Source organism: Pedobacter aquatilis (genome assembly GCF_030409415.1).
GTDB classification, from domain to species: domain Bacteria; phylum Bacteroidota; class Bacteroidia; order Sphingobacteriales; family Sphingobacteriaceae; genus Pedobacter; species Pedobacter aquatilis.
Window position 1 is genome coordinate 217,823 of record NZ_JAUFPW010000013.1, and the last position, 22,110, is coordinate 239,932.

Here is a 22,110-nt window from a genome sequence, read left to right on the forward strand (position 1 = left end):
CGTTACCCTCCAGTCGAAATGACGACAAAGGCCTAATTAAAAATTAAATTCGCCAACTAAATTTCCATTTCTGTTATCAGCAGCCATTGGCAATACAATTACCCTTCGTTGTTGTTTATCTGATGCATAATGTGTATAAATTTCGGCTGTTACTGTTGTCGGTCCGCTGATATTAATTTGCCTGTCGCCATAATAATTAACTTCAATTTTATATTTTCCTTTTACGGCTTTCTTAATCATAAATTGTTCGGGGCCGTAACCATCGGTAAAATCATTACTAATTCTTCCGCCAATTTTTGTTCGGTTATTTCCATAATAACCCTTTTCGCCTGTTGGGTCAGTTAACCATAAATCAATATCGGTATCGTTTTTATTCCAGTTTAATACCACTCGAACATCAACAGGTAAAGGTTGAATTAATCTTTTATCAATCCCTCTTAAATTCAATTTGTTTCCGTGTTTGGTTATCATATTATTAATTTCAGCAATTACAATTTCTTCAATTCCCTGGTCTCTATTGGCAATTTGAGTGTTGTAACTCTGCGTTAATACTTTGTATAAATTATCCAAAGCCTTTTGATAAAAACCAGCATCGGCTAATGCTAGAGCATAATCACGGTAACTTTGCGCATCCATTTGCCGCCATTGCAAAACTTTTTCAGTTATAAAAATTTCGCTGTTATAGTTACCAATTTGCTTCAGTTTGTATGCAAGTGTTTTATACAAATCAGCATTTTCTAAATCTAAATCAGCTATGCTACTTAGAATTGTTAAAGCCCTAACGCTATCTTTTTGTTGATAAAACCAATTGGCAACATCGAAATAAAACATGGGTGTAGTAATGTAATCTGGTCGCATTTTTAAATAGGCTTGATAGGCGCTATCTGGTCTCCCAACTAATTTTTTCATGTAATCTTTATCGCTCTTAAATTCAGGGATGGTTATTGCTGGTTGCGGTTCTGTAACAGTTTTCCTTTTATCCTGAATCATTAGGCCAGCAACTTTTCCGGTTAGTGCGGAATTACCATTTATAGCTTGAGAACGAACAATTGTGGTGGCACTGGCAGTTTCCATTCTTTTGGCTTGAGCCGCATAGCCAACAACAGTAACTTCATTTAATGAATTTTTAGCTTCTGCATTGCTAAGTCTATCTATGGTTGGTGGAGATGGTGGTATACTGACCGAACGCGGAGCTGGTGCTGCGACTACAGAATTTCGCACAACTGAAGGAGCTGCATCCTCTATAATTCTTATTGGTGTAGGATAGTCATTTTTGGTTTTTACAGGTTCTTTATAATCAAAACTTGTGTTCCACCATGTTTTTAAATCCTTTGTCATGGCAACCGCAGCATTTAATAAATCTGTTTTACGCTCTTGAATATCGGCTCTGCGTTGTTTTAAAACCACATCATATTGCGCTCTTAATTCTGTTGGAGGAATAATATCGTAGCGCAGGTAATCATCCAAATTTTCCAAAACAATTAAGCTGGTATTCCTGGTTACAATTCCAAATTGTTTACTTAAAATGCTAATATCATCTTTATTCGCTTCATATTGAATATCCATTTCGGCAATTTTCTTTTGTGCCCAAACCCTACTTACATCAATGCTATTTAAAGCGTGTTCCGTCCCGTTTAACCTCACCGTTTGCTCTGCAGTAACTGTACTTCCGTAACCAAATTGAAGCGTAATTTCGGTGTTTAAGCCATTTAAAATTCCCGCTAAAGATAAATGTCCGCTTAGATTTGTATGCATAGATGGATAAGTCTGACGAACATCTGCTCCATTTTTTATACCCAAAAACTGTAAATTTTCCTGGCTTAATTGTGCAAATGCCTCTTGCGTAGAATTGGAATTTAGATTAATAAATTGTCCTCCGGTTTTTAGGCTGATGTATTTTAAAGTGCTAAAATCTGCTTTCGGTGCTGTATTTATGGTGTGAATTGGTTTATTTAATGCGATTGCATTTTTACCAAATGTAGAAAGCCCATCGCTAAACAAAAAGTATTCATCTGCCTGGAAAGATTGGTGATTTACTGTACTAAAATTGGTTCCACCGTCATAAATAATTTTCTCCAATGCATCTTTTAGCTTAGTCCAGTTTCCATTAGATACAATAAATGTACCTGCGTTTTTAAATTGATTGTTAAGTGTAGCCAGATTTATTGTTAAGTTTTGTTTTTGTGCAATTATTAAACCCAATAATGCAATTTCCTTTTTGGTATCGCGTTGTAAACCGCTTAGAGAATTATCCCATATTAAGCCGATATGATTTGCCCATTGCCTTGGTTTGCTTTGGGTTTTAGGAAAAACATTAACCAAAAAATAATAACCATTAGAAGCCTTTTGCATTTGTACTTCGGGTAAATCATTGCGTTTTGGTAGGCTTATGATTAAGCCATTTTTTGGTTGATAATTGATTTTGTTGATTTCGCCAACATAGGTATTTCCGTTAGCCTTTAAGCCAAAACTACCATCGGGTTGTTCGCTCAACTCTGGCTTCAAGATACTTTCAAAAACAGTGGTTTTTAAAGCAAAATTTTCAATTGCCTGATTATAATTTAATGGCAAATGATATTTTAAGGCTTGATTTTTACTAAACCTAAGTTCTTCTTCATAGCCTACAATTATAGTTCTAATGCCATTTGCTGGTAAAGGATAAATCCTTGTCCTGAAATTATTTCCTTCTACTTTTTCCAGTAAACCCGGGTCAACGCGACGACGTTCTATGCTTTCGAAAACCTCTGTAGCTTTTGCTTTTTCAACTGGAACAGCTTCACGCATTTTACCATTAATATCTAGTGCGTATCGGCTTACAGTAACACCTTCGGGCATCGGGAATGTAAGTTCACCCTCTAAAATTCTATTGGTATTGTTATGGAAAGTCATTGTCATTACTGTTGTTGCAATGTTTCCAGTGATTTGAACATCAATACTTAGCTTTTTTAGGTTAACAGCTTCTTTCTGCTCGTTATTACCTTGAACTTTTAGTACAGGCATTTGTGCGATTGAAAAGAAAGGGATGGATAACGACGTGAGGATGAGTAGGATTTTAGATGCTTTCATAACATTAGATTTTACATATTGATGCAGAACCTTGAAAGATTGCATAAATTTATTTTAAGGAATTTTATGTGTGCCGGATAATACTCCGCAATATCTGAGATTATATTGTCCTGGCCGGACGGGCTTTTTTCTTTTGACAACAAAAGAAACAAAATTGCCGGCTGAAAATTTTTGTATTGAAGTCTGTAGGTCGGCTTGGATACTGCATCCCAAAAAATTTGTTAGGCCGGGTTAAAGCGGAACGGAGATTTTGTGGTAAGGCTTTGTAGGGCTGTAACAACAAGCGGAATTTGATTGTGCAAAAGATTAAAATATTTTTGTTCAATTGATTGCATAAATTTATTTTAAGGAATTGGATATAAACCTAAAATAGATGTAGAAACCTGTGTAAAGTAAACCCGATTGACGTGGAAATACTTTTGGCGCATATTTATGACAAGTTCAAACTGACATTGACAAAAGATTAAAACAAAAAGCGGGACGAAACTAAGCGATTAACGAACAACTTTGATTTTCAAAAAAAATGTAACATTTTAAAAAGTATGTGCTCTAATATTAAAAACAGAAACTATGTTAGTAACCACAACGCCTTCTGTTGAGGGCAAAAGAATAGTAAAATATATTGGTTTGGTGACGGGAGAAACCATTATTGGCGCCAACATTTTTAAGGATATGTTTGCAGGAATTAGAGATATTGTTGGTGGTCGTTCTGGTTCTTACGAGCGTGTTTTACGTGAAGGAAAGGATATTGCGGTTAACGAGATGCAACAATATGCGGCTGCAATGGGCGCAAATGCAATTGTTGGTGTAGATTTAGATTACGAAACCGTAGGAACAGGCGGCAGTATGCTTATGGTTACAGCAAGCGGAACTGCGGTAATTTTAGAAGATTAAAATATTGTTTTGGCGCAAGCCAAACATAAATGAGAAAGTCCTTCCGGTGCGGGAAGGACTTTTCTTTTTTATAATAATTTTTGGTTTTTAGAAGGATAAAATATCTATCAACTTTAACCATTTTGAACTTACTTTTTCTGCATCAATGTGTTTAATTGCATGGTCAAAAGGCGTGAAAACAATTTCCCGGTTCATTTGTCCTGCCATTACACTTCTTTCGCCATTTATTAGGCCTTCTACCGCGGCAACACCTAATTGACTTGCTAAAACCCTATCCATGCAACTTGGCTTTCCGCCACGCTGAATATGCCCCAAAACCGAAACTTTGGTGTCATAATGTGGATATTTTTCTTGTAAAATTTCTCCAACTTTGAAAGCACCTCCATTATCATCGCCTTCGGCAACAATAATAATTTTCGAGGCTTTATCTTTACGACTGTGCTCTAGTTTATGTAAAATATCATCGGCATTCATGTTTGCTTCAGGAATCATTATCGCTTCTGCGCCAACGCCTATGCCACTACGTAAAGCGATTAAGCCAGAATCGCGGCCCATAACTTCAACAATAAAAAGTCTGTCGTGAGATTCGGCTGTGTCTCTAATTCTATCTACAGCATCAATAACTGTATTAATTGCAGAATCGTAACCAATTGTAAGATCGGTTCCGGCTAAATCGTTATCAATTGTACCTGGTAAACCTATTATTGGAAAGTCAAATTCTTGTGCAAAAACATTTGCACCTGTAAATGTACCATCACCGCCGATTACTACTAAGGCATCAATGCCTCTGTTTTTTAAATTATTGTAAGCGGTTTGTCTGCCATCTGCGGTTCTAAAAGCTTCGCTACGGGCCGTTTTTAAGATAGTACCACCCCTTTGAATGATGTTTGCAACAGATTTACGATCCATTGGTTGTGCATCGTCATTTATTAATCCTTCGTATCCGCGAAGAAAACCCGTTACTTCAATGTCGTAATAAATTGAGGCCCTAACTACAGCTCTAATTGCGGCATTCATGCCCGGAGAATCGCCTCCGGAGGTTAAAACACCAATGTTTTTTATCTTATTCATTTGTTTGTTTCTTGGCAAATTCTGATAATCCCTTATCAAGATATTGCAAATATTTTTCTATGTCAAATTCTACTCCAATTGGCGGAGACACTAATTCTTTTTCATCGGTACCCAAAAGTACATAATATGGTTGCGAAATTGTATTAAATCTTTCTGCTTGCAGATGTTTAAACTTTTTACCGACCGTATTTACTCTTGCAGGGCTATCTTTTGAACCTAAAATTACCGAATCAAATTGCTCATTTTCGGGCAAGTCGGTTTTATCGTCGGTATATAATGATACTACGATGTAATCTTCCTTTAATTTTTTCAAAACACGTGGGTCAGACCATACTCTTGCTTCCATTTCACGGCAGTTAACACAACCGTGGCCTGTAAAATCTAAAAACAGTGGTTTTTTTTCCTCTTTTGCATAAGCTAAGGCCTCTTCATAATCGAAGAAACCATCTATTTTATGAGGGATGTGAAGAAAATCTGAATATTTCCTTTTTGCATGCTGAACAGCCGGAGCAGCAGATGCACCTTCCTGACCTATTACAAAATCTTGTGTTGATAATGGTGGAACTAAAGCACTAACAGCTTTTAAAGGTGCACCAAATAAACCTGGAATTAAATAAAATGCAAACGCAAAAGCTGCACCACCTAAAAATAATCTTGGTATAGAAACGTAAGGAACATCACTATCATGAGAAAATTTGATTTTCCCTAACAGATAAAAGCCGAGGATAAACGCAATTACAATCCAGATTGAGATGAATACTTCGCGATCTAAAATTCCCCAGTGATAAGCTAAATCTGCAGTTGATAAGAACTTTAATGCTAATGCTATTTCTAAAAAGCCGAGTACAACTTTTACCGAGTTTAGCCATCCGCCAGATTTTGGTAAAGAAGTTAACCAGCTTGGAAATATGGCAAAAACTGTAAATATTAAGGCTAATGATAAAGAAAAGCCAAACATTGCCACAACCGGGGCAAGATAATCTCCGGTGCTGCTCACCGCAACTAAAACAGAGCCAATAACCGGGCCCGTACAAGAAAATGAAACAACCGCTAAAGTTGCGGCCATGAAAAAGATGCCGCCTAAGCCTCTAGAATCTGATTTTGAATCAATTTTATTTACAAAAGAACTCGGTAATGTAATTTCAAATGCACCTAAAAATGATATACCAAATATAAGTAATACTGCAAAAATGAATATGTTGAATATGCCATCAGTTGCCAGCTCATTTAAAGCTCCTGCTCCAAATATTAAGGTTATTATAAAGCCTAAAGCCACATATATTACGATAATGGATAAGCCGTATATAATTGCACCTCGTATTCCTTTGCCTTTAGTTTCGGCTCTTTTAGTAAAAAAACTTATGGTTAAAGGCACCATTGGGTAAATGCATGGCAAGAAAAAAGCAATAAAACCACCGATTAACCCGGCAATAAAAATAGTCCAAAGAGAATCTTTAGCGGTTTCAACTGTTTTTGCTGCATCAACTGTTTTGGCAGTAACAGTGTCTTTTGAAACAGAATCTTTGATTTCACTATTTGCAGCTTTATCTTCTGCTGAGCCAACTTCAGTAAACTGAATATCATCAGGTACAATGGCGCTAACCGTGTCTTGCTGATTTTGTGCGCTACTTTTTGAAATTGGCAACGCAGTCAGCATTGCAAAAAACATAAGTAACAATATTACCTTTTTCATTTTGTGTGTTTTTGAAATGGCGAAATTACAGAAAACGATTAATCTATAAGAACTGACAACGTAGATTTTACTTTAAACAGAAAGAGTTCCAAAATTTCGGAACTCTTTCTGTTTGTTTCTATTACCTATTTTACAGGAATACTAAATTCAACTTCTTCCGGAGGGAGACATTCTCTGTCGTTACATGTCATAAACTCTACTTTACCTTTCACTGCGGTAGTGCTTTTGTTTAGTTTAATTTTCTGCTGAAAAATAACCTGATCCTCAAAATAACTTACGTTCATTTTAAAGGTGTTTTCGTATTTAGTTATGGCTTTAGGTTCTGCAGTTTTACCAATAAGTGCATAATCTTTAGATGGGGTAAATGCGAAAGTGGTTTTTACGGGGCCGCCACTTTTTACATTTTGAGAATAAATGTGCCATTTATCATCAATTGAAGCTTTGATGTATAAAATAGCTTCAGTTTTACTTACCTTTTTTGCAACATATGACCATGTTACGGGTCTTTCTATCTGAGCGAATGCGCCCATAATCGTAAATAGTACTAAAGAAAGTACCAAGGTGATCTTTTTCATTGTGTGTTTATTTTGTGTGTATGTATTCTATTTCTTTAAAATTGAAATCATGTATTTCGCCATTAATCTCCATCGCTAAAATACCGTTTTCTCTAACGCCTTTTATAATTCCTTCAAAAACCTGACCGTTTTGTTTGTATTTGGCAGCGGTGTTAAAATTCAAAAGCTGCGCTAAATACGTTTTTTGAAGAAAACTATACTTCTCTGATTTCAAATTTAGATAGTATTTCTCCATATAAACGAATATTTTTTCCATTACGAGCTGTAAATCAACATTCTTATGTAAAATTTGAAATACAGATGTTGCTTTTTGCTGAAGTTGGGGATGAAATTTTTCCTGATTGATGTTTAAACCAAAGCCAATTACCGATGATTTTATAACAGAGCCTGTCAGTGAATTTTCAATTAGCAAGCCTCCGAGTTTTTTACCTTCGTAGTAAATATCATTGGGCCATTTCACGTTTACTTTTTCTGGCAAAAAAAATGACAAAGCCTCACTTATGGCAACGCTAACAGCAATATTCAAATAAAATTGTTTAGAAATTGGAAGAAAAGCAGGCTTTAAAAGTATACTTGCACTGATGTTTTTTCCCGGCTCAGTTTGCCAAATTGTATCCTGTTGTCCTCTCCCGGCAAATTGATGGTCTGCCATAATTACAGTACCCTCTGTTAATGGCTCGGATTTTGAAGCCAAATTCTTTAAATAATTATTAGTAGAATCAACCTCTTTTAATTTGATGATATTTTGACCAACAAATAGTGTTGAAAAAGTGTTATTTTGCAAGTGTTGAATTTATAGTATTTTAATTCCAAAATTAAAGCATTTTAATGGTAAAAAAGAAAATTGTAAACCTTTCTACATACCTTTCTGAATTAGCTGTTCATGGCGTTCAAGAAAAAAAGGGGGAAGATATAGTGCGGTTAGACCTTCGAAATATCCACAGCTCTGTTGCCGATTTTTTTATTATTTGTAGTGCCAATTCTGGCACACAGGTTAAAGCTATTGCAGATAGTGTAGAAAAGGAAATATATAAAGCCACTCAGGCAGATCCAAGACATAAAGAAGGTTTTGAATCGGCAGATTGGATAATATTAGATTATTTTGATGTGGTTGTGCACATTTTTAAAACCGAAAAGCGCCACTTTTATGGCATTGAAGAATTATGGGGCGATGCTGAAAGCACAAATTACAAAAGCGCTTAACCATTCAAAATTTTGAAAAACAGAAATGAACGATAATCAAAATACAAACGAAAACAAACCGGGAAAGAAGTTACCAAATATTCCTAAGAAACCACAAAAAGGACCAAAATTTAATATTTTTTGGGTTTATGCCGCTATAATTATCGCAATTGTTGCCGCACAGTATTTTTTTACTGGCGATACCACGAAGAAAATTGATTATAACGATTTTGCATCGAAAATGCTTTTAAAGGGTGATGTTCAACGAATTGTAGCCTATAAATCAGAAGATTTAGTTAAAGTTGAAGTTTTTATCAAAAAGGATAGTTTAGAAAAAAAACCTCTTTATAAGGACTTTAGGGCAAAAAACTCATTTGGCTCCGCAACTGGACCAACTTTTTATTTTAATGAGGGCAGTTTCGATGCGTTAGATAAAAAACTGGCTGAAACGCAAAAAGAACTACCTGCAGACCAACAAATTCCGGCAGAAAAAGATACTCGTAGCAATCCACTCGCGAGTTGGTTCTTGAGCATCATTCTTCCAGTATTATTACTAATCGGTTTTTGGATATTTATGATGCGCAGAATGGGCGGTGGTGCAGGTGGTGGCGGTCAGATTTTCAGTATCGGAAAATCAAAAGCTACATTGTTTGATGAAAAGAATGACTTAAAGGTAACATTTAAAGATGTTGCCGGACTTGAAGGTGCAAAAGAAGAAATTCAAGAGATTGTAGAATTCTTAAAAAACCCTCAAAAATATACCGTTTTAGGAGGTAAAATTCCAAAGGGCGCCTTATTGGTTGGTTCGCCTGGTACTGGTAAAACATTACTTGCAAAAGCTGTTGCTGGTGAGGCACAGGTTCCATTCTTCTCTTTATCAGGTTCTGATTTTGTTGAAATGTTTGTTGGAGTTGGTGCTTCTCGAGTAAGAGATTTATTCAAGCAGGCTAAAGATAAATCGCCATGTATCATATTTATTGATGAGATTGATGCAATTGGTCGTGCTCGTGGTAAAAACGGTGTAATGGGTGGAAACGACGAACGTGAAAACACATTAAACCAACTTTTGGTAGAAATGGATGGCTTCGGAACAAACACTCACGTTATTATTTTAGCCGCAACAAACCGTGCTGATGTTTTGGATAAAGCTTTATTAAGAGCTGGTCGTTTTGACAGACAGATTTATGTTGATCTACCGGATGTTAGAGAGCGTAAAGAAATTTTCGAAGTTCACCTTAAGCCAATCAAAATGATGGAAGGCTTGGATACCGAATTTTTAGCAAAACAAACACCAGGCTTCTCTGGGGCGGATATTGCAAATGTTTGTAATGAAGCGGCTTTAATCGCAGCAAGAAAAAATAAATCTGCGGTAGATAAGCAAGATTTCTTAGATGCTGTTGACAGAATTGTTGGCGGTTTAGAAAAGAAAAACAAAATTGTAACACCATCAGAAAAAAGAGCAATTGCCATTCACGAAGCTGGCCATGCAACAGTAAGCTGGATGTTAGAACATGCTGCTCCACTTATCAAAGTTACAATCGTGCCTCGCGGACAGAGTTTAGGTGCGGCATGGTACTTACCAGAAGAACGTTTAATTGTTCGTCCACACCAAATGCTTGATGAGATGTGTGCTACAATGGGTGGTCGTGCGGCTGAGAAAGTAATTTTTGATACCATTTCAACTGGTGCTTTAAGCGATTTGGAAAAGGTAAACAAACAAGCCAGAGCGATGATTACCATTTATGGTTTAAATGATAAGTTAGGTAACATTACTTATTACGATTCTTCAGGTCAGAATGAATACAACTTTAACAAGCCATATTCAGAAGAAACTGCTTTACTTATTGATAAGGAAATTTCTGCACTAATTGAAGGTCAATACCAAAGAGCGATTAATTTATTGGAAGAGAATAAAGATAAGTTAATCCAGTTAGCAGATATCTTAATTGAAAAAGAGGTTCTGTTTAAAGATGATTTGGAAACTATTTTCGGAAAGCGTCTTTTTGTTTCTGAAAACGCTGTAGAAGCTCCTCATGGTTCCGGGACTAATAATATACCGCCAATTGAAGCTTAATGGATTAAAATCCTTTTAAAAAATAACATTTATGCATAAGTTTGAAACCTTGGATGTTCATATCCAAGGTTTTATTTTTTTAGTTTGATGAAAGACAATACCACGGCGAAGGAGCAAATGCTAAAAAAGATAAGAAAAGCGCTGTTAGAGAAGCGTGAAAACCCTTATCCAAATTTAGAAGAATCACCTCTGTATAAAAAAAATACTGATGAGTTAGAGGTTTTGTTTGCAGAACAGCTTAGTGCCGTAGCCGGAAATTTTATCTTTTGCGAAGATGGTATTGATTTTTTTGAAAATATGCTTCAACTAGCGGACCAATATAAATGGCGCAAAATTTATTGTTGGGAACCGGAGTTACAAGCTTTTCTTTCTAAGTATGAATTTCCTTTTTACCAAACTGATAAAGATTTTGACCAGGCAGAAGTTGGCATCACTTTGTGTGAATCATTAATTGCAAGAAATGGTAGCGTTATGGTAAGCAATCAAGGTGCTGCTGGAAGGAGACTGAGTATATTCCCTCATCATCATATTGTTATTGCTAAAACCACTCAACTTGTTTTAGATTTGAAAGATGCTTTTCAAATGCTTAAAAATAAGTATGGAAACCCAATTCCGTCAATGATTAGCAATATCACCGGTCCAAGCAGAACCGCCGATATTGAGAAAACATTGGTTCTCGGCGCGCATGGGCCAAAAGAGCTTTTCGTTTTTTTAATTGATGATTTTAGTTAAAAAATTTTCATTTATAATTTATTAACCATAGTTTTATACTACATACCGTTTTAGTATGCGGTATTATAATTATGAGCACAACAATAAATACGGTAATTACCGGAACCGGAAGTTATATTCCAGAAAATGTTATTTTAGGGAATGATTTTCTAAATTCTGTTTTTTTCGAAAACGGAAATCGAATAGAAAAAGAAAATGCAGAAATTATTCATAAATTTTCTGAAATAACAGAAATTGTCGAAAGACGTTATGCTTGCCCAGACCAATTGAGCAATCAAATCGGAGCAAAAGCAGCAGAGAAAGCAATTGACAATGCAGGCATTGATAAAGAAACTTTAGATTACATAATTTTTTGCCACAATTTTGGTGATATTCCATTAAACAGTAATAGAATTGATGTTTTACCTTCCTTAGCATCTAAAGTTAAACAACAGCTAGGAATCCAAAACCCTGATTGTGTAGCTTATGATATCATTTTTGGTTGCCCAGGTTGGGTTCAGGGTGCAATACAGGCAGATTATTATATTAAAAGCGGCGATGCTAAAAGAGTATTAGTTATAGGCGCAGAAACACTTTCTAGAATTATCGACCCGCATGACAGGGATAGTATGATATTTTCTGATGGTGCAGGTGCTGTGATATTCGAAGCTAAAACAGAAGAAAAACAAGGAATTCTAGCGCATAAAACTGAAACCCATGCTGTAAATCATGGCAATCTTTTAACAATGGGCAAAGGTTCTCACCCTGAGGAAACGAGTGGCAACTTCTACCTTAAAATGAATGGTCGCAAACTATATGAATTTGCTGTTGTTCAGGTTCCTCAGGTTATTAAAAAAGCTATTGATAAGGCTGGTTTAAGTGTTGAGGATGTTAATATTGTTTTTGTGCATCAAGCAAATGGCAAGATGGATACCGCAATTATGAAGCGTTTATTTAAGTTATATGGCTTAGATACAGTTCCAGAAAATTTAGTACCAATGACTATTTCCTGGTTAGGGAATAGTAGTGTTGCTACAGTGCCAACTTTGCTAGATTTAGTGCTAAAGGAGCAAGTTAAAGGTTATAAAGTAAAAAAAGGCGATGTAGCAGTGTTCGCTTCAGTTGGAGCAGGTATGCACATTAATGCTTTCGTTTATAGATTTTAATTAAGACGCTTAAGCCCAACTTTTGCCTGGCTTTCAATACTGTTTTCGTACTCGTGATTTTTCATGGCGATTGCCGTATTGAAAGCCTCTTTCGCCTTTATCTTATTTCCTTTCTTCTCATAAACCTTTCCCATTTGTAAAGCTGCATTAGCCGCAAAAAAGTACTTTAAATTTCTCCCTTGGTTTATTGTCAATTGATAATAATTAATCGCCACATCATCTTTACCCAAATCATCGTAAATGCGGCCCATTCGGTACGTAAATTCTGTTTTATCTTTGTCAGATGAATAGTTTCCAACCTCTTTATTATCAAGTTGCTGTAGTGCTTTGGTAAAATAACCACCATCAAAAAGTAATCTGGCTTTTAATAAATCAATGGGCGGAGCGGGAGCCGTAGCCTCACTTTGTGCCTGTTTATCCTTGTCATAATAACTGTATCCGCCATCAACAACTTTCTTTGCATATGATGAATAAGCATTTTTATCACCCTTTAAGAGGGCAATCCATGCTAAGCGAAGGTTAGAATCCTTTATATAATTTACGCCTTTATTCGTTAGTAAAAACTTGTTTAAATAATTTGCTGCCGATAAATCTAACTTATTTAAGTGTGCTACGCCTTCAAGATATTCTAGATACGGAAAGGGTTGATAAGTAGCACCATCTGGTCGTTTACTTAGAATTGAAATAGCCTCATCATTATGCCCGGTTTTAATGCAAATGTATCCTTGTAAATAGCTTTTCAGTAAACTCGAATCTGCTATGCGTTCAGTAAACTTCATCGTTTTTGAATAGGCTGTTGGGCTGTGAGCAACATCACTTAAAACGTAAGCGTAATAAAAAACCAATTCTTCGTAAAATGGCTCGTATGTTGTTTTTGGCAAACTTTCTGCAAGTTTATCTAGCATGTTCAATCCGTTTTGCAAATTACCTTTAATACCAAAAGTTGCCAGTGTACTTTTTAATGCACCATCTGGTAAGTTTCCCATCACTGCATTAATTAGACCCAATCCTTTTGTATTAAGCACAAAGTTTGGAAATTTTTTAGCGTTTTCTTGTAAAAGATTGTTTGCTTTACGGATTTCGAGTGCAGCATTAAAATATTCTCCAAAACGACCGCGGGCTAAAGCCCATTGAAGATTGATTTCTGCCTGTGCATATAAGTAAAAAGGAGAGTTTTTATCATCATCGCTTATTTTATCTAACCGAGCCGATTTATTTCCTTTAAGTCTATCAAATTCTGCTTTACTATCAGAAGTTATGAGTACAAAATAATCTACATAATTCTCTAGCAGAGGAATGATTGAATTGTTGGGTCTTAATCTTTTTTCTGTTGAGATATACGCTCTTGCATTACCCAGTTTTAACTCAAAAATACTTTTATATGCCTTAAGGCAATTTGCATTAAAATCGAAATTTGAAAATGCGGAGAATGGAGTAAGGAGAGCGATTAGAAAAAATAATCGTAAGCTTTTGGTCATGCTGTAGTATTCGCGTGTAAAATTAAATTGCTAATTAACAAATATTGTACCTCAAATCTAATATTACTACAATTAAAAAAGTTTTTGCTTTAAAAACAAAAAAGGCCTTGAAATTTTCAAGACCTTTTTATAAATTTTTAATTTGAATTAAGCTTCAGCAACTTCTTGCGTTAAAGCCTCATCAACCAAAATACGTCCGCAGTGCTCGCAAACGATAATTTTTTTACGTTGACGGATATCTAACTGACGTTGAGGTGGAATTTGATTGAAACATCCAGAACATGAATCACGATCGATTGTAACAACCGCCAAGCCATTTACAGCATTCTTGCGTAAACGTTTGTAAGCTACTAATAAACGTTCCTCTATAGCTGGTTCAGATTTATCAGCTTTAGCTTGTAAATCTTGCTCTTCTTTTTCAGTTTCAGAAGTAATTACACCTAGTTCGTTTTTCTTAATTTCTAAATCTTTCTTTCTGCCTTCTAAATCTGTTAAAGCAGCCTGATAGATTTCAGTTTTAGAAGTAATTTCGAAACCGTGTTCTTTAATTTTCTTCTCAGAAACCTGAATGTCTAATCCTTGAATTTCAATTTCTTTAGTCAAAGCATCGTATTCACGATTGTTTTTAACTTCTTTTAATTGAGTATCGTATCTTTTTATAGCTGCTTGCGCATCTTTAATTGTATTTTTACGGGTTACGATAGAATCTTCAAGATCATCAAGCTCTGACTTAATTTTCTGGATTCTGGTTTCTAACCCTAACACATCATCCTCAAGGTCGGCAACTTCCATTGGTAATTCGCCTCTAACCTGACGGATTTTATCGATTTTTGTGTGGATATTTTGTAATTCGTATAAAGCCTTTAGCTTTTGTTCTACGGTTTGTTCCATTAAAACAAGTAATTTATGGGGTTTGTATTTTGCTCCGTTAAACGGATTGCAAAGTTAGTAAATTTTTTCTGAATAATTTCAACCAATAAATTTGATGTAAATTGTTCAGTTTCAAAGTGTCCGATGTCCGCAATGATGATTTTTTCTTCTGCATCAAAAAACTCATGATATTTAAAATCAGCGGTGATAAAAGCATCTGCCCCCGCAGCAATAGCTTCTTTCAATAAAAAGCTGCCCGAACCTCCACAAACCGCAACTTTTTTTATCCTTTTAGGTAATACAGATGTATGGCGAACAACTTTTGCATTCATTTTATCTTTAACCAGGTGGAGGAAATCGTAAGCATCCATATCATATTCTAACCAACCCAACATGCCCGAGCCAACTTGCTGGTGCTTATTTTCAAGATTATAAATATCATATGCAACTTCTTCATAAGGATGGTTTTCGAAAAGTGCGACTAAAATTTTCCTTTGCGCCTGTACAGGAAAAATGGTTTCTATACGGATTTCTGCTTCGTGATGTTGAACGCCTTTTTCGCCAACATAGGGTTCTGCAGATTCATTTGCCTTAAAAGTACCTGTGCCGTTAGCGTTAAAACTGGTTTCACTGTAATTACCAATGTTGCCTGCGCCTGCGTAAAAAAGCGCCTGACGCAATTGCTCGGCTTGTGCCTGCGGACAGAAGGTTACCAATTTCTTTAAAATACCTGATTTTGGTGCTAAAACCTTAATTCCAGTTAAACCCAATCTTTCGCATATTCTGGCGTTAACGCCTGTATGCACGCTATCTAAATTGGTATGTATTGCATACAATGCAACATTATTTTTAATTGCTTTGAGCACAACCCGCTCTACATAATTTTTTCCGTTGAACTTTTTTAAACCTTTAAAAACGATTGGGTGATGGGTAATAATAAGATTGCATCCTGTTGAAATGGCTTCATCAATAATTTTTTCTACACAATCAAGCGCTACTAAAGCGGCACGAATTTCCATATTTGGATCGCCAACAATTAAACCAGAATTATCGTAATCTTCCTGATAATTTAATGGCGCAATGCTTTCGAGGTAATTCGTGATTTCTGATAATCTCATGGTATAAAGATAGAAATTTTGAGGTTTTTGTTGCAGAGGAATTTAATCTGAAATAGAGGTTTTAATTGAAGTGGTAAAACTCAATTTTTTGCAAATTAAACTGAAAGTATAGAAATGAACTTTGCTTGTAAAACCAAACCTAAGTATTACAGCATTTGCAATCTAAACGCGATAGAAATGAAAAGCCCGCAATCCCGATTTTTCATCGGGTGCGGACTTGAAATGTATAGCGGGACGAACGCTTAAAAAAGGTTCTGTTATTGCTTTTCCAATAAATTAAATTAGTCAAGCTTTATTATTTAATTATTGAAACCCACCCATTCTAACCATTTGCAAACTTTCGAAGGCCATTTTTTGGTTATGCTCAAAAGCAAGTTGTTTGTGGTTAATAATATCTACGATTGAACCGATAAAACAAAGGCCAATTGTAAATAAATAAAGTAAACCCATTCCAATTTGCCCGATAATGAAGCGTTGCAAACCTGGAACAACCAATAAACCGATGATGCAGAAAATTAACATATCTGACGGATTTTTCCTTTTACTACTGTAAACCATCAAAAAGTTGCGCAATTGTTGCTCGGTTAAACCTGTAGTTGCTTGTTGTAAGTATGAAAATTCTTCTGGCGTTATACCTGGTAACGACATTAGAGGTGATTGATAAATATCCATAATATTATATTTTTGATATTGTGTGCTTATTTTGTGTTATGTTGTTAATTAAAACTATTATTCTGTAACCAATTATTGTCAGCGCCGGAAATCCGAACCAATGCTGTTTAAAACTTTCGGCAAATTCTCCGTGGAAAATATGGCTAATCGAGCGGCCTAATCCGCAACCAGGGCACCAACTTTCGAAGCCTAAATTTGCCAGCGGGCAAAGTGTAAAATGATGTTCATGGGCATTGGAAGTTGCCAATAATACTAAAGCTGCAACCCAGAAAAATAATTCTATCGGAAAGCTTTTAAAGTAGTTCATTTTACTCGTTTTATATTAATTAGAAACAATGATAAGTTTTTTGTTACGCCAATTAAAGCCTAATTCGACAAACCGAAACTAAATATCGACAAACTCGCCAATGGCCACGAAGAAATCGTGTTAAATAACTGTTTAGGAGTAAAGTTACCGTTCAATAAAGCGCCAATTACCAAAAAATTATCACCTGTTGTTTAAAAATTGAAGCAATTGTACTACTTTACACCAACAATTTACTGAAAGATTAGAAGATGAAGTTAACGTTTTGGGGGGCTGCACAACAAGTAACCGGAAGTATGCACCTGCTAGAGGTTGGGCATTACAAAATACTTATAGATTGTGGTTTGGATTATGAAAGGGAAACTTATCAGGAAGATAATCAACAATTTCCTTTCGACCCATCGGATATAAATTTGGTGATTTTGACACACGCTCACATTGACCATTCGGGCAATTTGCCTACGCTTGTTAGGCTCGGCTTTGATGGACAAGTGCTTTGTACGCCACCAACTGCCGATTTAACATCTATTTTACTTTTCGATTCGGTAGAACTTTTTTTACGGAAGCAGAGCAGAAAACCACGCACCAAACGAGGAAATTTTAACGCACCAAAACCTTTGTATCTGCACAAGCATGTAATGGATACAATTGATAGGTTTGTAACGATAGCATTCAATAAGCCTTTCAAAATAAATGGTGATATTAGTTTAACCTTTATTCCGGTTGGACATTTATTAGGTGCTGCGGCAGCAGTTTTAACCATAAATGATAACGGTGAAGAGAAAAAAATTGCTTTCTCTGGTGATATTGGTCGGGAAAATTATCCGGTATTGGTAAAGCCTGAACCAATGCCCGAAGTAGATTATTTTGTATGTGAATCTACTTATGGCGGTCGATGCCATACCAAAGACCAAACTTTGGAAGAAAGGTTGGTAAAAGAGATTGAGGAAGCTTGCATTAAATCTCCAGGGAGGTTAATTATCCCGGCATTTAGTATTGGCAGAACGCAATCGCTGGTTTTTGCGCTAAACCAAATATTTACAAAAAAGCTTTTGCCGCCTGTGCAAATATTTGTTGATAGTCCAATGGCTATACAGGCAACCGATGTTTATCGTAAACATCATAATCTGGTTAACCAAGAAGCTAAAGATTTTTACAAAACCATGGGTGATGAATTTGAATTTGAGCATTTGGCTTACGTTCAAACCATGAAGGAAAGTAAGGATGTTTCTAATTATTTCGATCCTTGCATTATCATTTCTTCAGCAGGGATGTTAGAAGGCGGACGAATCCAAGATCATTTGTACTACAATATACAAAACTATTATTGCACCATTCTTTTTATTGGTTATTGTGCCAAAGGAACACTGGGTTACAAACTTTTAAGTGGCGCACCAATTGTTAGAATTAAAGATCGTGAAATGATGGTTTATGCAACCATTCGCCAAACGGATTTATTAAGCGGCCATGGCGACCATGATGATTTGGTACGAACTGTTAAACAAACTGGTCATCCGAAAAGGATTTTTCTGGTGCATGGTGAGGATCAAAGTTTGCAGAGTTTAACCTCTGCTTTGCAGGCTGAAGGTTTCAATGTTGTTGCGCCAGAAAAAGGAGAGATGTTTGAGATTTAATCTCACCTGTCATTCTGAGCGCAGCGAAGAATCTGTAGCATAGTTGCAAAAAACAACAAGAAGTGGTTGCCGATAAATGAAAGTAAGCATTCCATCGCTTGGGGATTCTTCATCGTATTCAGAATGACTGTAAATGAATCCTACATCCTCACCTGTCCATCGCCTCTAACTACCCATTTATAGCTGGTCAATTCCTCAAGCCCCATTGGTCCGCGGGCGTGGAGTTTTTGTGTACTAATGCCTATTTCTGCGCCCAAGCCAAATTGCGCACCATCTGTAAATGCTGTTGATGCATTGGCATAAACCGCAGCAGCATCTACCTCATTTAAAAATCTTATAATATTTTCTGTGTCTTCAGAAATAATAGCCTCACTATGCTTAGAGCTGTAAATGGAAATGTGATTTAATGCTGAATCTAAATCTTCAACAACTTTAACCGCCATTTTTAAGGATAAAAATTCTGTACCGAAATGTTCGGCTGTAGCGTTTTGCAAAAAAGCTGTCGGGTAAGCGTTTTTCAAAAATGCATGGCTCTTTTCATCTGCGAAGATCTTAACTTTTGCATCAGCCAAAGGCGATAAGAGTGCTGATAAATCATTAATTCTGTTTTGATGAATTAATACGCAATCTAAAGAATTACAAACGCTTACTCTTCTAGTTTTTGCATTGAAAATTATTGCTTTTCCTTTTTCTAAATCGCCGCTTTCATCAAAATAAGTATGAACAATGCCTGCCCCGGTTTCGATAACCGGAATTTTACTATTTTCTCGAACATAATTAATTAATGATTGGCTTCCGCGAGGAATCAATACATCAACAAATCCCCTTGCATTTAGCAAAGCCTCTGTTGCAGCTCTTTCAGTTGGCAATAAAGTTAAAACATCAGGGTTAACATCATGTGCTTTCAAAACATTTTGAATCACTTTTGTAATGGCCAGATTTGAAAATTCTGCGTCGCTCCCTCCTTTTAAAACGGCAACATTTCCTGTTTTAAAACAAAGGGAAAATACATCGGCAGTTACATTTGGGCGGGCTTCGTAAATTACACCGACAACACCGAGCGGAACCCGAACTTTCTGAATATGTAGTTTATTTTCAAGCGTTTTATCGGAAAGCACTTCACCCAAAGGACTATCCAATTTAACAACATTTTTTACATCATTAGCAATATCTGCGATGCGTTGTTCGGTTAGTTTAAGCCTATCATATTTTGGGTCTTCTTGAGGCATTTTCATCAAATCTTTAGCGTTTTCAGCTAAAATTTCTGCAGAACGAAAAACCAAAGCATCAGCTACATCAGCTAATACTGCATTGGTTTTTTCTTTGCTCAAACCCACCATTGTACGGCTTGCCTGTTGTGCCTTTTCGAAGTATTGTTTGTAGTCCATTTTTTATAGTATCAAGTAGCGAGAATCAAGTATCAAGACTGGCTCGAAATAGCATTTTGCTTATAATTAACCCCTAAGTGCCAAGTTTTTCGCAAAGGAGACAAAGTTAAGCGCTTGTAATGAAACAATTGGCTTTGCGTTTCTTTGCGCTAACGCTCTGTGTTCTTTGCGGTAAAATATTTAAATCGCTGAGTAAAAATAATCGTAATGTACCAACGCTTTTTGTTTTTTTAGTCCAATTCTTTCCTTTGCCTTATCAGAACCATATTCTGCTATACCTAAGCCTATAAGTTGATTTTTTTCATCGACAATCTTAATAATATCGCCTTTCAAAAAATCGGATTGAATTTCGATTATACCAATTGGCAATAAGCTTGTGGCTTTGCCTGATATTAAAACTTCTTTTGCACCATTATTTAACATAACTACTCCGGTTGCAGAAGTTTCTGAATGCGCTATCCATTTCTTTTTACCCGATTTAATTTTCTCGGGAACAAAGCGTGTGTGTATAAGGTTTTTATTCAGTAAAGCTGTAAGAACATTATCAGTAGTTCCGTTAGCGATGTGAACAGTTATGCCAAGTTTTGCAACTTTCTGTGCCATAGTAGATTTAGTTATCATACCGCCGCGACCAAATTGTGATTTTCCGGTTTGAATAAATGAAGCCAGATTCGAAACTGAACCAGAAATTTCTTCAATGACTTCTGAACCTTCTACTTTAGGATCGCCGTTGTAAATACCATTTACGTTTGATAGAATAATGAGTGCATCTGCATTTAACATTGATGCAATTAAACCCGCCAGCTCATCATTATCGGTAAACATTAACTCTGTAACCGATACAACGTCATTTTCATTGACAACAGGAATTACCTCATTTTGCAGCAAAATTTGCATGCAGTTTTTCATATTGAGGTAATGTGCCCTATCTCTGAAATCTTCTTTGGTAACTAAAACCTGTGCACATTTTATTTTATATGGTTCGAAGAAATTGGAGTAAGTGTTAATCAGTTTTACTTGCCCAATAGCTGCTAATAATTGTCTGGTTGTAACCGCATCTTGCTTTTCAGAAACTTTTATCAAACTTCTACCTGATGCTACTGCACCAGATGAAACCAGAATTACTTCTATTCCTTGCTTTTTTATCTCAGCCAATTGACTAACCAAATGTTGAATCCGCGATTCATCTGGTAATCCGTTTGCTTGAGTAATTACGTTAGACCCAATTTTAACAACTATTTTCTTGTAAGCTAATTTCATTCTATTAAAACCACATTTGATGCGGCAATTTAACATCTATTTTTTCAATTTACATCAATATCAATGCAAAGGCGAAATTTTACGAAAATGGTAATTTTTGCGCATAGTTCGGTTTTGCCAAGAGATATAAACTTCGTTCTTAAAACCGACAATAGCGAGCACGGAGTGTAACGGAGTAAAGCGGATGGCGGGACAGCAAACCGCCATGTAAAAACAGACCATTAATTTCCAAATCTTTTTCAGCAATTAATTATTCCGTTTTTAGGTTTATCTTTGTTGAAAAAAGTAGTGATGGAAGAACCATTTGATATAGAAATTGGCCCGGTAAATTATTCGGTTTTCCCTGAAGGAAACGACCAATATACCATTTTTAAAGATGGAAAAGAGTATATCCAAATACAGAAAGATACCTCTTCTATTTGGTTAAAAATGGATTATAAAACTGAACTTCCGATTTTTGAGGAAGATGAAGAAGTTAATGCGATTGGGCAAGCCATTGAAAAATATGTGCCCGAGGACGAGGATGAAGAAGAAGCGTAAAAAAAGTCCTGATTTTGCATCAGGACTTTTTTTATTTAACTATCTGGTACAATTTGCAGTCCAGGTTTCACCATCTTTTGAAACCAATATTTTAAGGCTACTTGCATTGACACTTATGCCGGTTAATCCAGTTCCAATACTTACGTAAGTGTTGTCGTCTGTTTTCTCAAACTTAACACCTGTAATATCTGGGATGCCGCTACCGAAGAAGAATCTATAATTTTCTCCAACCTTGGTTACAGTTACTTTACCATCGGTACTGTTTATGGTAGTTGTACCGCTACGGTAAGATACTGTTCCGGTGTAGGTTCCAACAAAAAAATCTCTGTCTGAAGGGGCAGTATCTTTTTTACAAGATACCATTACTGTTAACGCGATTAAAAGCACGCTAAAAATTTGAATTGTCTTTTTCAT

Annotated in this window: 20 protein-coding genes; 7 read left to right on the plus strand and 13 right to left on the minus strand. The window is 35.9% G+C overall.

Annotated elements, in window-relative coordinates; all coding sequences use genetic code 11:
* Window positions 1-36: 36 nt before the first annotated feature.
* Window positions 37-3,066: a DUF2135 domain-containing protein gene (locus QWY86_RS08380; RefSeq protein ID WP_290240820.1), complete on the minus strand. Its 3,030-nt coding sequence runs from the start codon at window positions 3,064-3,066 to the stop codon at window positions 37-39.
* 570 nt (window positions 3,067-3,636) lie between these two features.
* Here QWY86_RS08380 and QWY86_RS08385 point away from each other — a divergent pair.
* Window positions 3,637-3,960: a heavy metal-binding domain-containing protein gene (locus QWY86_RS08385; protein ID WP_290240822.1), complete on the plus strand. Its 324-nt coding sequence runs from the start codon at window positions 3,637-3,639 to the stop codon at window positions 3,958-3,960.
* An 87-nt stretch (window positions 3,961-4,047) separates the two neighbouring features.
* Here the strand turns inward: QWY86_RS08385 and pfkA are convergent, their stop codons facing one another.
* The 4 genes from pfkA to QWY86_RS08405 all read right to left on the minus strand — a co-directional run bounded on the left by pfkA (window position 4,048) and on the right by QWY86_RS08405 (window position 8,083).
* Window positions 4,048-5,031 carry a 6-phosphofructokinase gene (pfkA, locus tag QWY86_RS08390; protein WP_290240824.1) on the minus strand — a complete coding sequence of 328 codons (984 nt, stop codon included), beginning with the start codon at window positions 5,029-5,031 and terminating at the stop codon, window positions 4,048-4,050.
* The gene (locus tag QWY86_RS08395) at window positions 5,024-6,724 is read right to left on the minus strand and encodes a protein-disulfide reductase DsbD family protein (protein ID WP_290240826.1); all 1,701 of its coding nucleotides are present in this window, start codon (window positions 6,722-6,724) and stop codon (window positions 5,024-5,026) included. The genes pfkA and QWY86_RS08395 overlap by 8 nt, the downstream gene beginning before the upstream one ends.
* Before the next feature lie 125 nt (window positions 6,725-6,849).
* On the minus strand, window positions 6,850-7,299 hold the full coding sequence (locus QWY86_RS08400) for a protein-disulfide reductase DsbD domain-containing protein (protein ID WP_290240828.1): 450 nt from the start codon (window positions 7,297-7,299) through the stop codon (window positions 6,850-6,852).
* Between the two features lie 7 nt (window positions 7,300-7,306).
* On the minus strand, window positions 7,307-8,083 hold the full coding sequence (locus tag QWY86_RS08405; RefSeq protein WP_290240829.1) for a biotin--[acetyl-CoA-carboxylase] ligase: 777 nt from the start codon (window positions 8,081-8,083) through the stop codon (window positions 7,307-7,309).
* A gap of 44 nt (window positions 8,084-8,127) precedes the next feature.
* Here QWY86_RS08405 and rsfS point away from each other — a divergent pair, with 44 nt between their 5' ends.
* From rsfS to QWY86_RS08425, 4 genes are all read left to right on the plus strand, one after another.
* Window positions 8,128-8,502, plus strand: coding sequence for a ribosome silencing factor (gene rsfS / locus QWY86_RS08410; protein ID WP_290240831.1), 375 nt, complete (start codon window positions 8,128-8,130; stop codon window positions 8,500-8,502).
* A 25-nt stretch (window positions 8,503-8,527) separates the two neighbouring features.
* Window positions 8,528-10,555, plus strand: a complete 2,028-nt coding sequence (gene ftsH / locus QWY86_RS08415; protein ID WP_290240833.1) for an ATP-dependent zinc metalloprotease FtsH — start codon at window positions 8,528-8,530, stop codon at window positions 10,553-10,555.
* 87 nt (window positions 10,556-10,642) lie between these two features.
* Window positions 10,643-11,287, plus strand: a complete 645-nt coding sequence (locus QWY86_RS08420; protein WP_290240836.1) for a LutC/YkgG family protein — start codon at window positions 10,643-10,645, stop codon at window positions 11,285-11,287.
* A 71-nt stretch (window positions 11,288-11,358) separates the two neighbouring features.
* The gene (locus QWY86_RS08425) at window positions 11,359-12,432 is read left to right on the plus strand and encodes a 3-oxoacyl-ACP synthase III family protein (protein ID WP_290240838.1); all 1,074 of its coding nucleotides are present in this window, start codon (window positions 11,359-11,361) and stop codon (window positions 12,430-12,432) included.
* On the opposite strand, the gene QWY86_RS08430 is transcribed toward QWY86_RS08425, so the two are convergent.
* The 5 genes from QWY86_RS08430 to QWY86_RS08450 form a co-directional block, all read right to left on the minus strand.
* On the minus strand, window positions 12,429-13,910 hold the full coding sequence (locus QWY86_RS08430; protein ID WP_290240840.1) for a YfgM family protein: 1,482 nt from the start codon (window positions 13,908-13,910) through the stop codon (window positions 12,429-12,431). The genes QWY86_RS08425 and QWY86_RS08430 overlap by 4 nt on opposite strands.
* 147 nt (window positions 13,911-14,057) lie before the next feature.
* Window positions 14,058-14,801: a zinc ribbon domain-containing protein gene (locus tag QWY86_RS08435; RefSeq protein WP_290240841.1), complete on the minus strand. Its 744-nt coding sequence runs from the start codon at window positions 14,799-14,801 to the stop codon at window positions 14,058-14,060.
* Window positions 14,801-15,898, minus strand: coding sequence for a Nif3-like dinuclear metal center hexameric protein (locus tag QWY86_RS08440; RefSeq protein WP_290240843.1), 1,098 nt, complete (start codon window positions 15,896-15,898; stop codon window positions 14,801-14,803). Before QWY86_RS08440 ends, QWY86_RS08435 begins: the two co-directional genes overlap by 1 nt.
* Before the next feature lie 303 nt (window positions 15,899-16,201).
* On the minus strand, window positions 16,202-16,570 hold the full coding sequence (locus QWY86_RS08445; RefSeq protein ID WP_290240845.1) for an NINE protein: 369 nt from the start codon (window positions 16,568-16,570) through the stop codon (window positions 16,202-16,204).
* Window positions 16,571-16,574: 4 nt separating this feature from the next.
* A complete protein-coding gene (locus tag QWY86_RS08450) occupies window positions 16,575-16,877 on the minus strand; it encodes a DUF2752 domain-containing protein (RefSeq protein WP_290240847.1) in 303 nt (100 codons plus the stop codon).
* 248 nt (window positions 16,878-17,125) lie between these two features.
* Here QWY86_RS08450 and QWY86_RS08455 point away from each other — a divergent pair, with 248 nt between their 5' ends.
* Window positions 17,126-18,508, plus strand: coding sequence for an MBL fold metallo-hydrolase (locus QWY86_RS08455; protein ID WP_290240849.1), 1,383 nt, complete (start codon window positions 17,126-17,128; stop codon window positions 18,506-18,508).
* Window positions 18,509-18,648: 140 nt separating this feature from the next.
* Here the strand turns inward: QWY86_RS08455 and QWY86_RS08460 are convergent, their stop codons facing one another.
* A complete protein-coding gene (locus QWY86_RS08460; protein WP_290240850.1) occupies window positions 18,649-19,896 on the minus strand; it encodes a glutamate-5-semialdehyde dehydrogenase in 1,248 nt (415 codons plus the stop codon).
* 180 nt (window positions 19,897-20,076) lie between these two features.
* On the minus strand, window positions 20,077-21,156 hold the full coding sequence (gene proB / locus QWY86_RS08465) for a glutamate 5-kinase (protein ID WP_290240852.1): 1,080 nt from the start codon (window positions 21,154-21,156) through the stop codon (window positions 20,077-20,079).
* A 291-nt stretch (window positions 21,157-21,447) separates the two neighbouring features.
* On the opposite strand from proB, the gene QWY86_RS08470 reads away from it, so the two are divergent.
* Entirely contained in the window at window positions 21,448-21,696 is a 249-nt protein-coding gene (locus QWY86_RS08470) for a hypothetical protein (protein ID WP_290240854.1), read from the plus strand.
* 39 nt (window positions 21,697-21,735) lie between these two features.
* On the opposite strand, the gene QWY86_RS08475 is transcribed toward QWY86_RS08470, so the two are convergent.
* A complete protein-coding gene (locus tag QWY86_RS08475; protein WP_290240856.1) occupies window positions 21,736-22,110 on the minus strand; it encodes a hypothetical protein in 375 nt (124 codons plus the stop codon).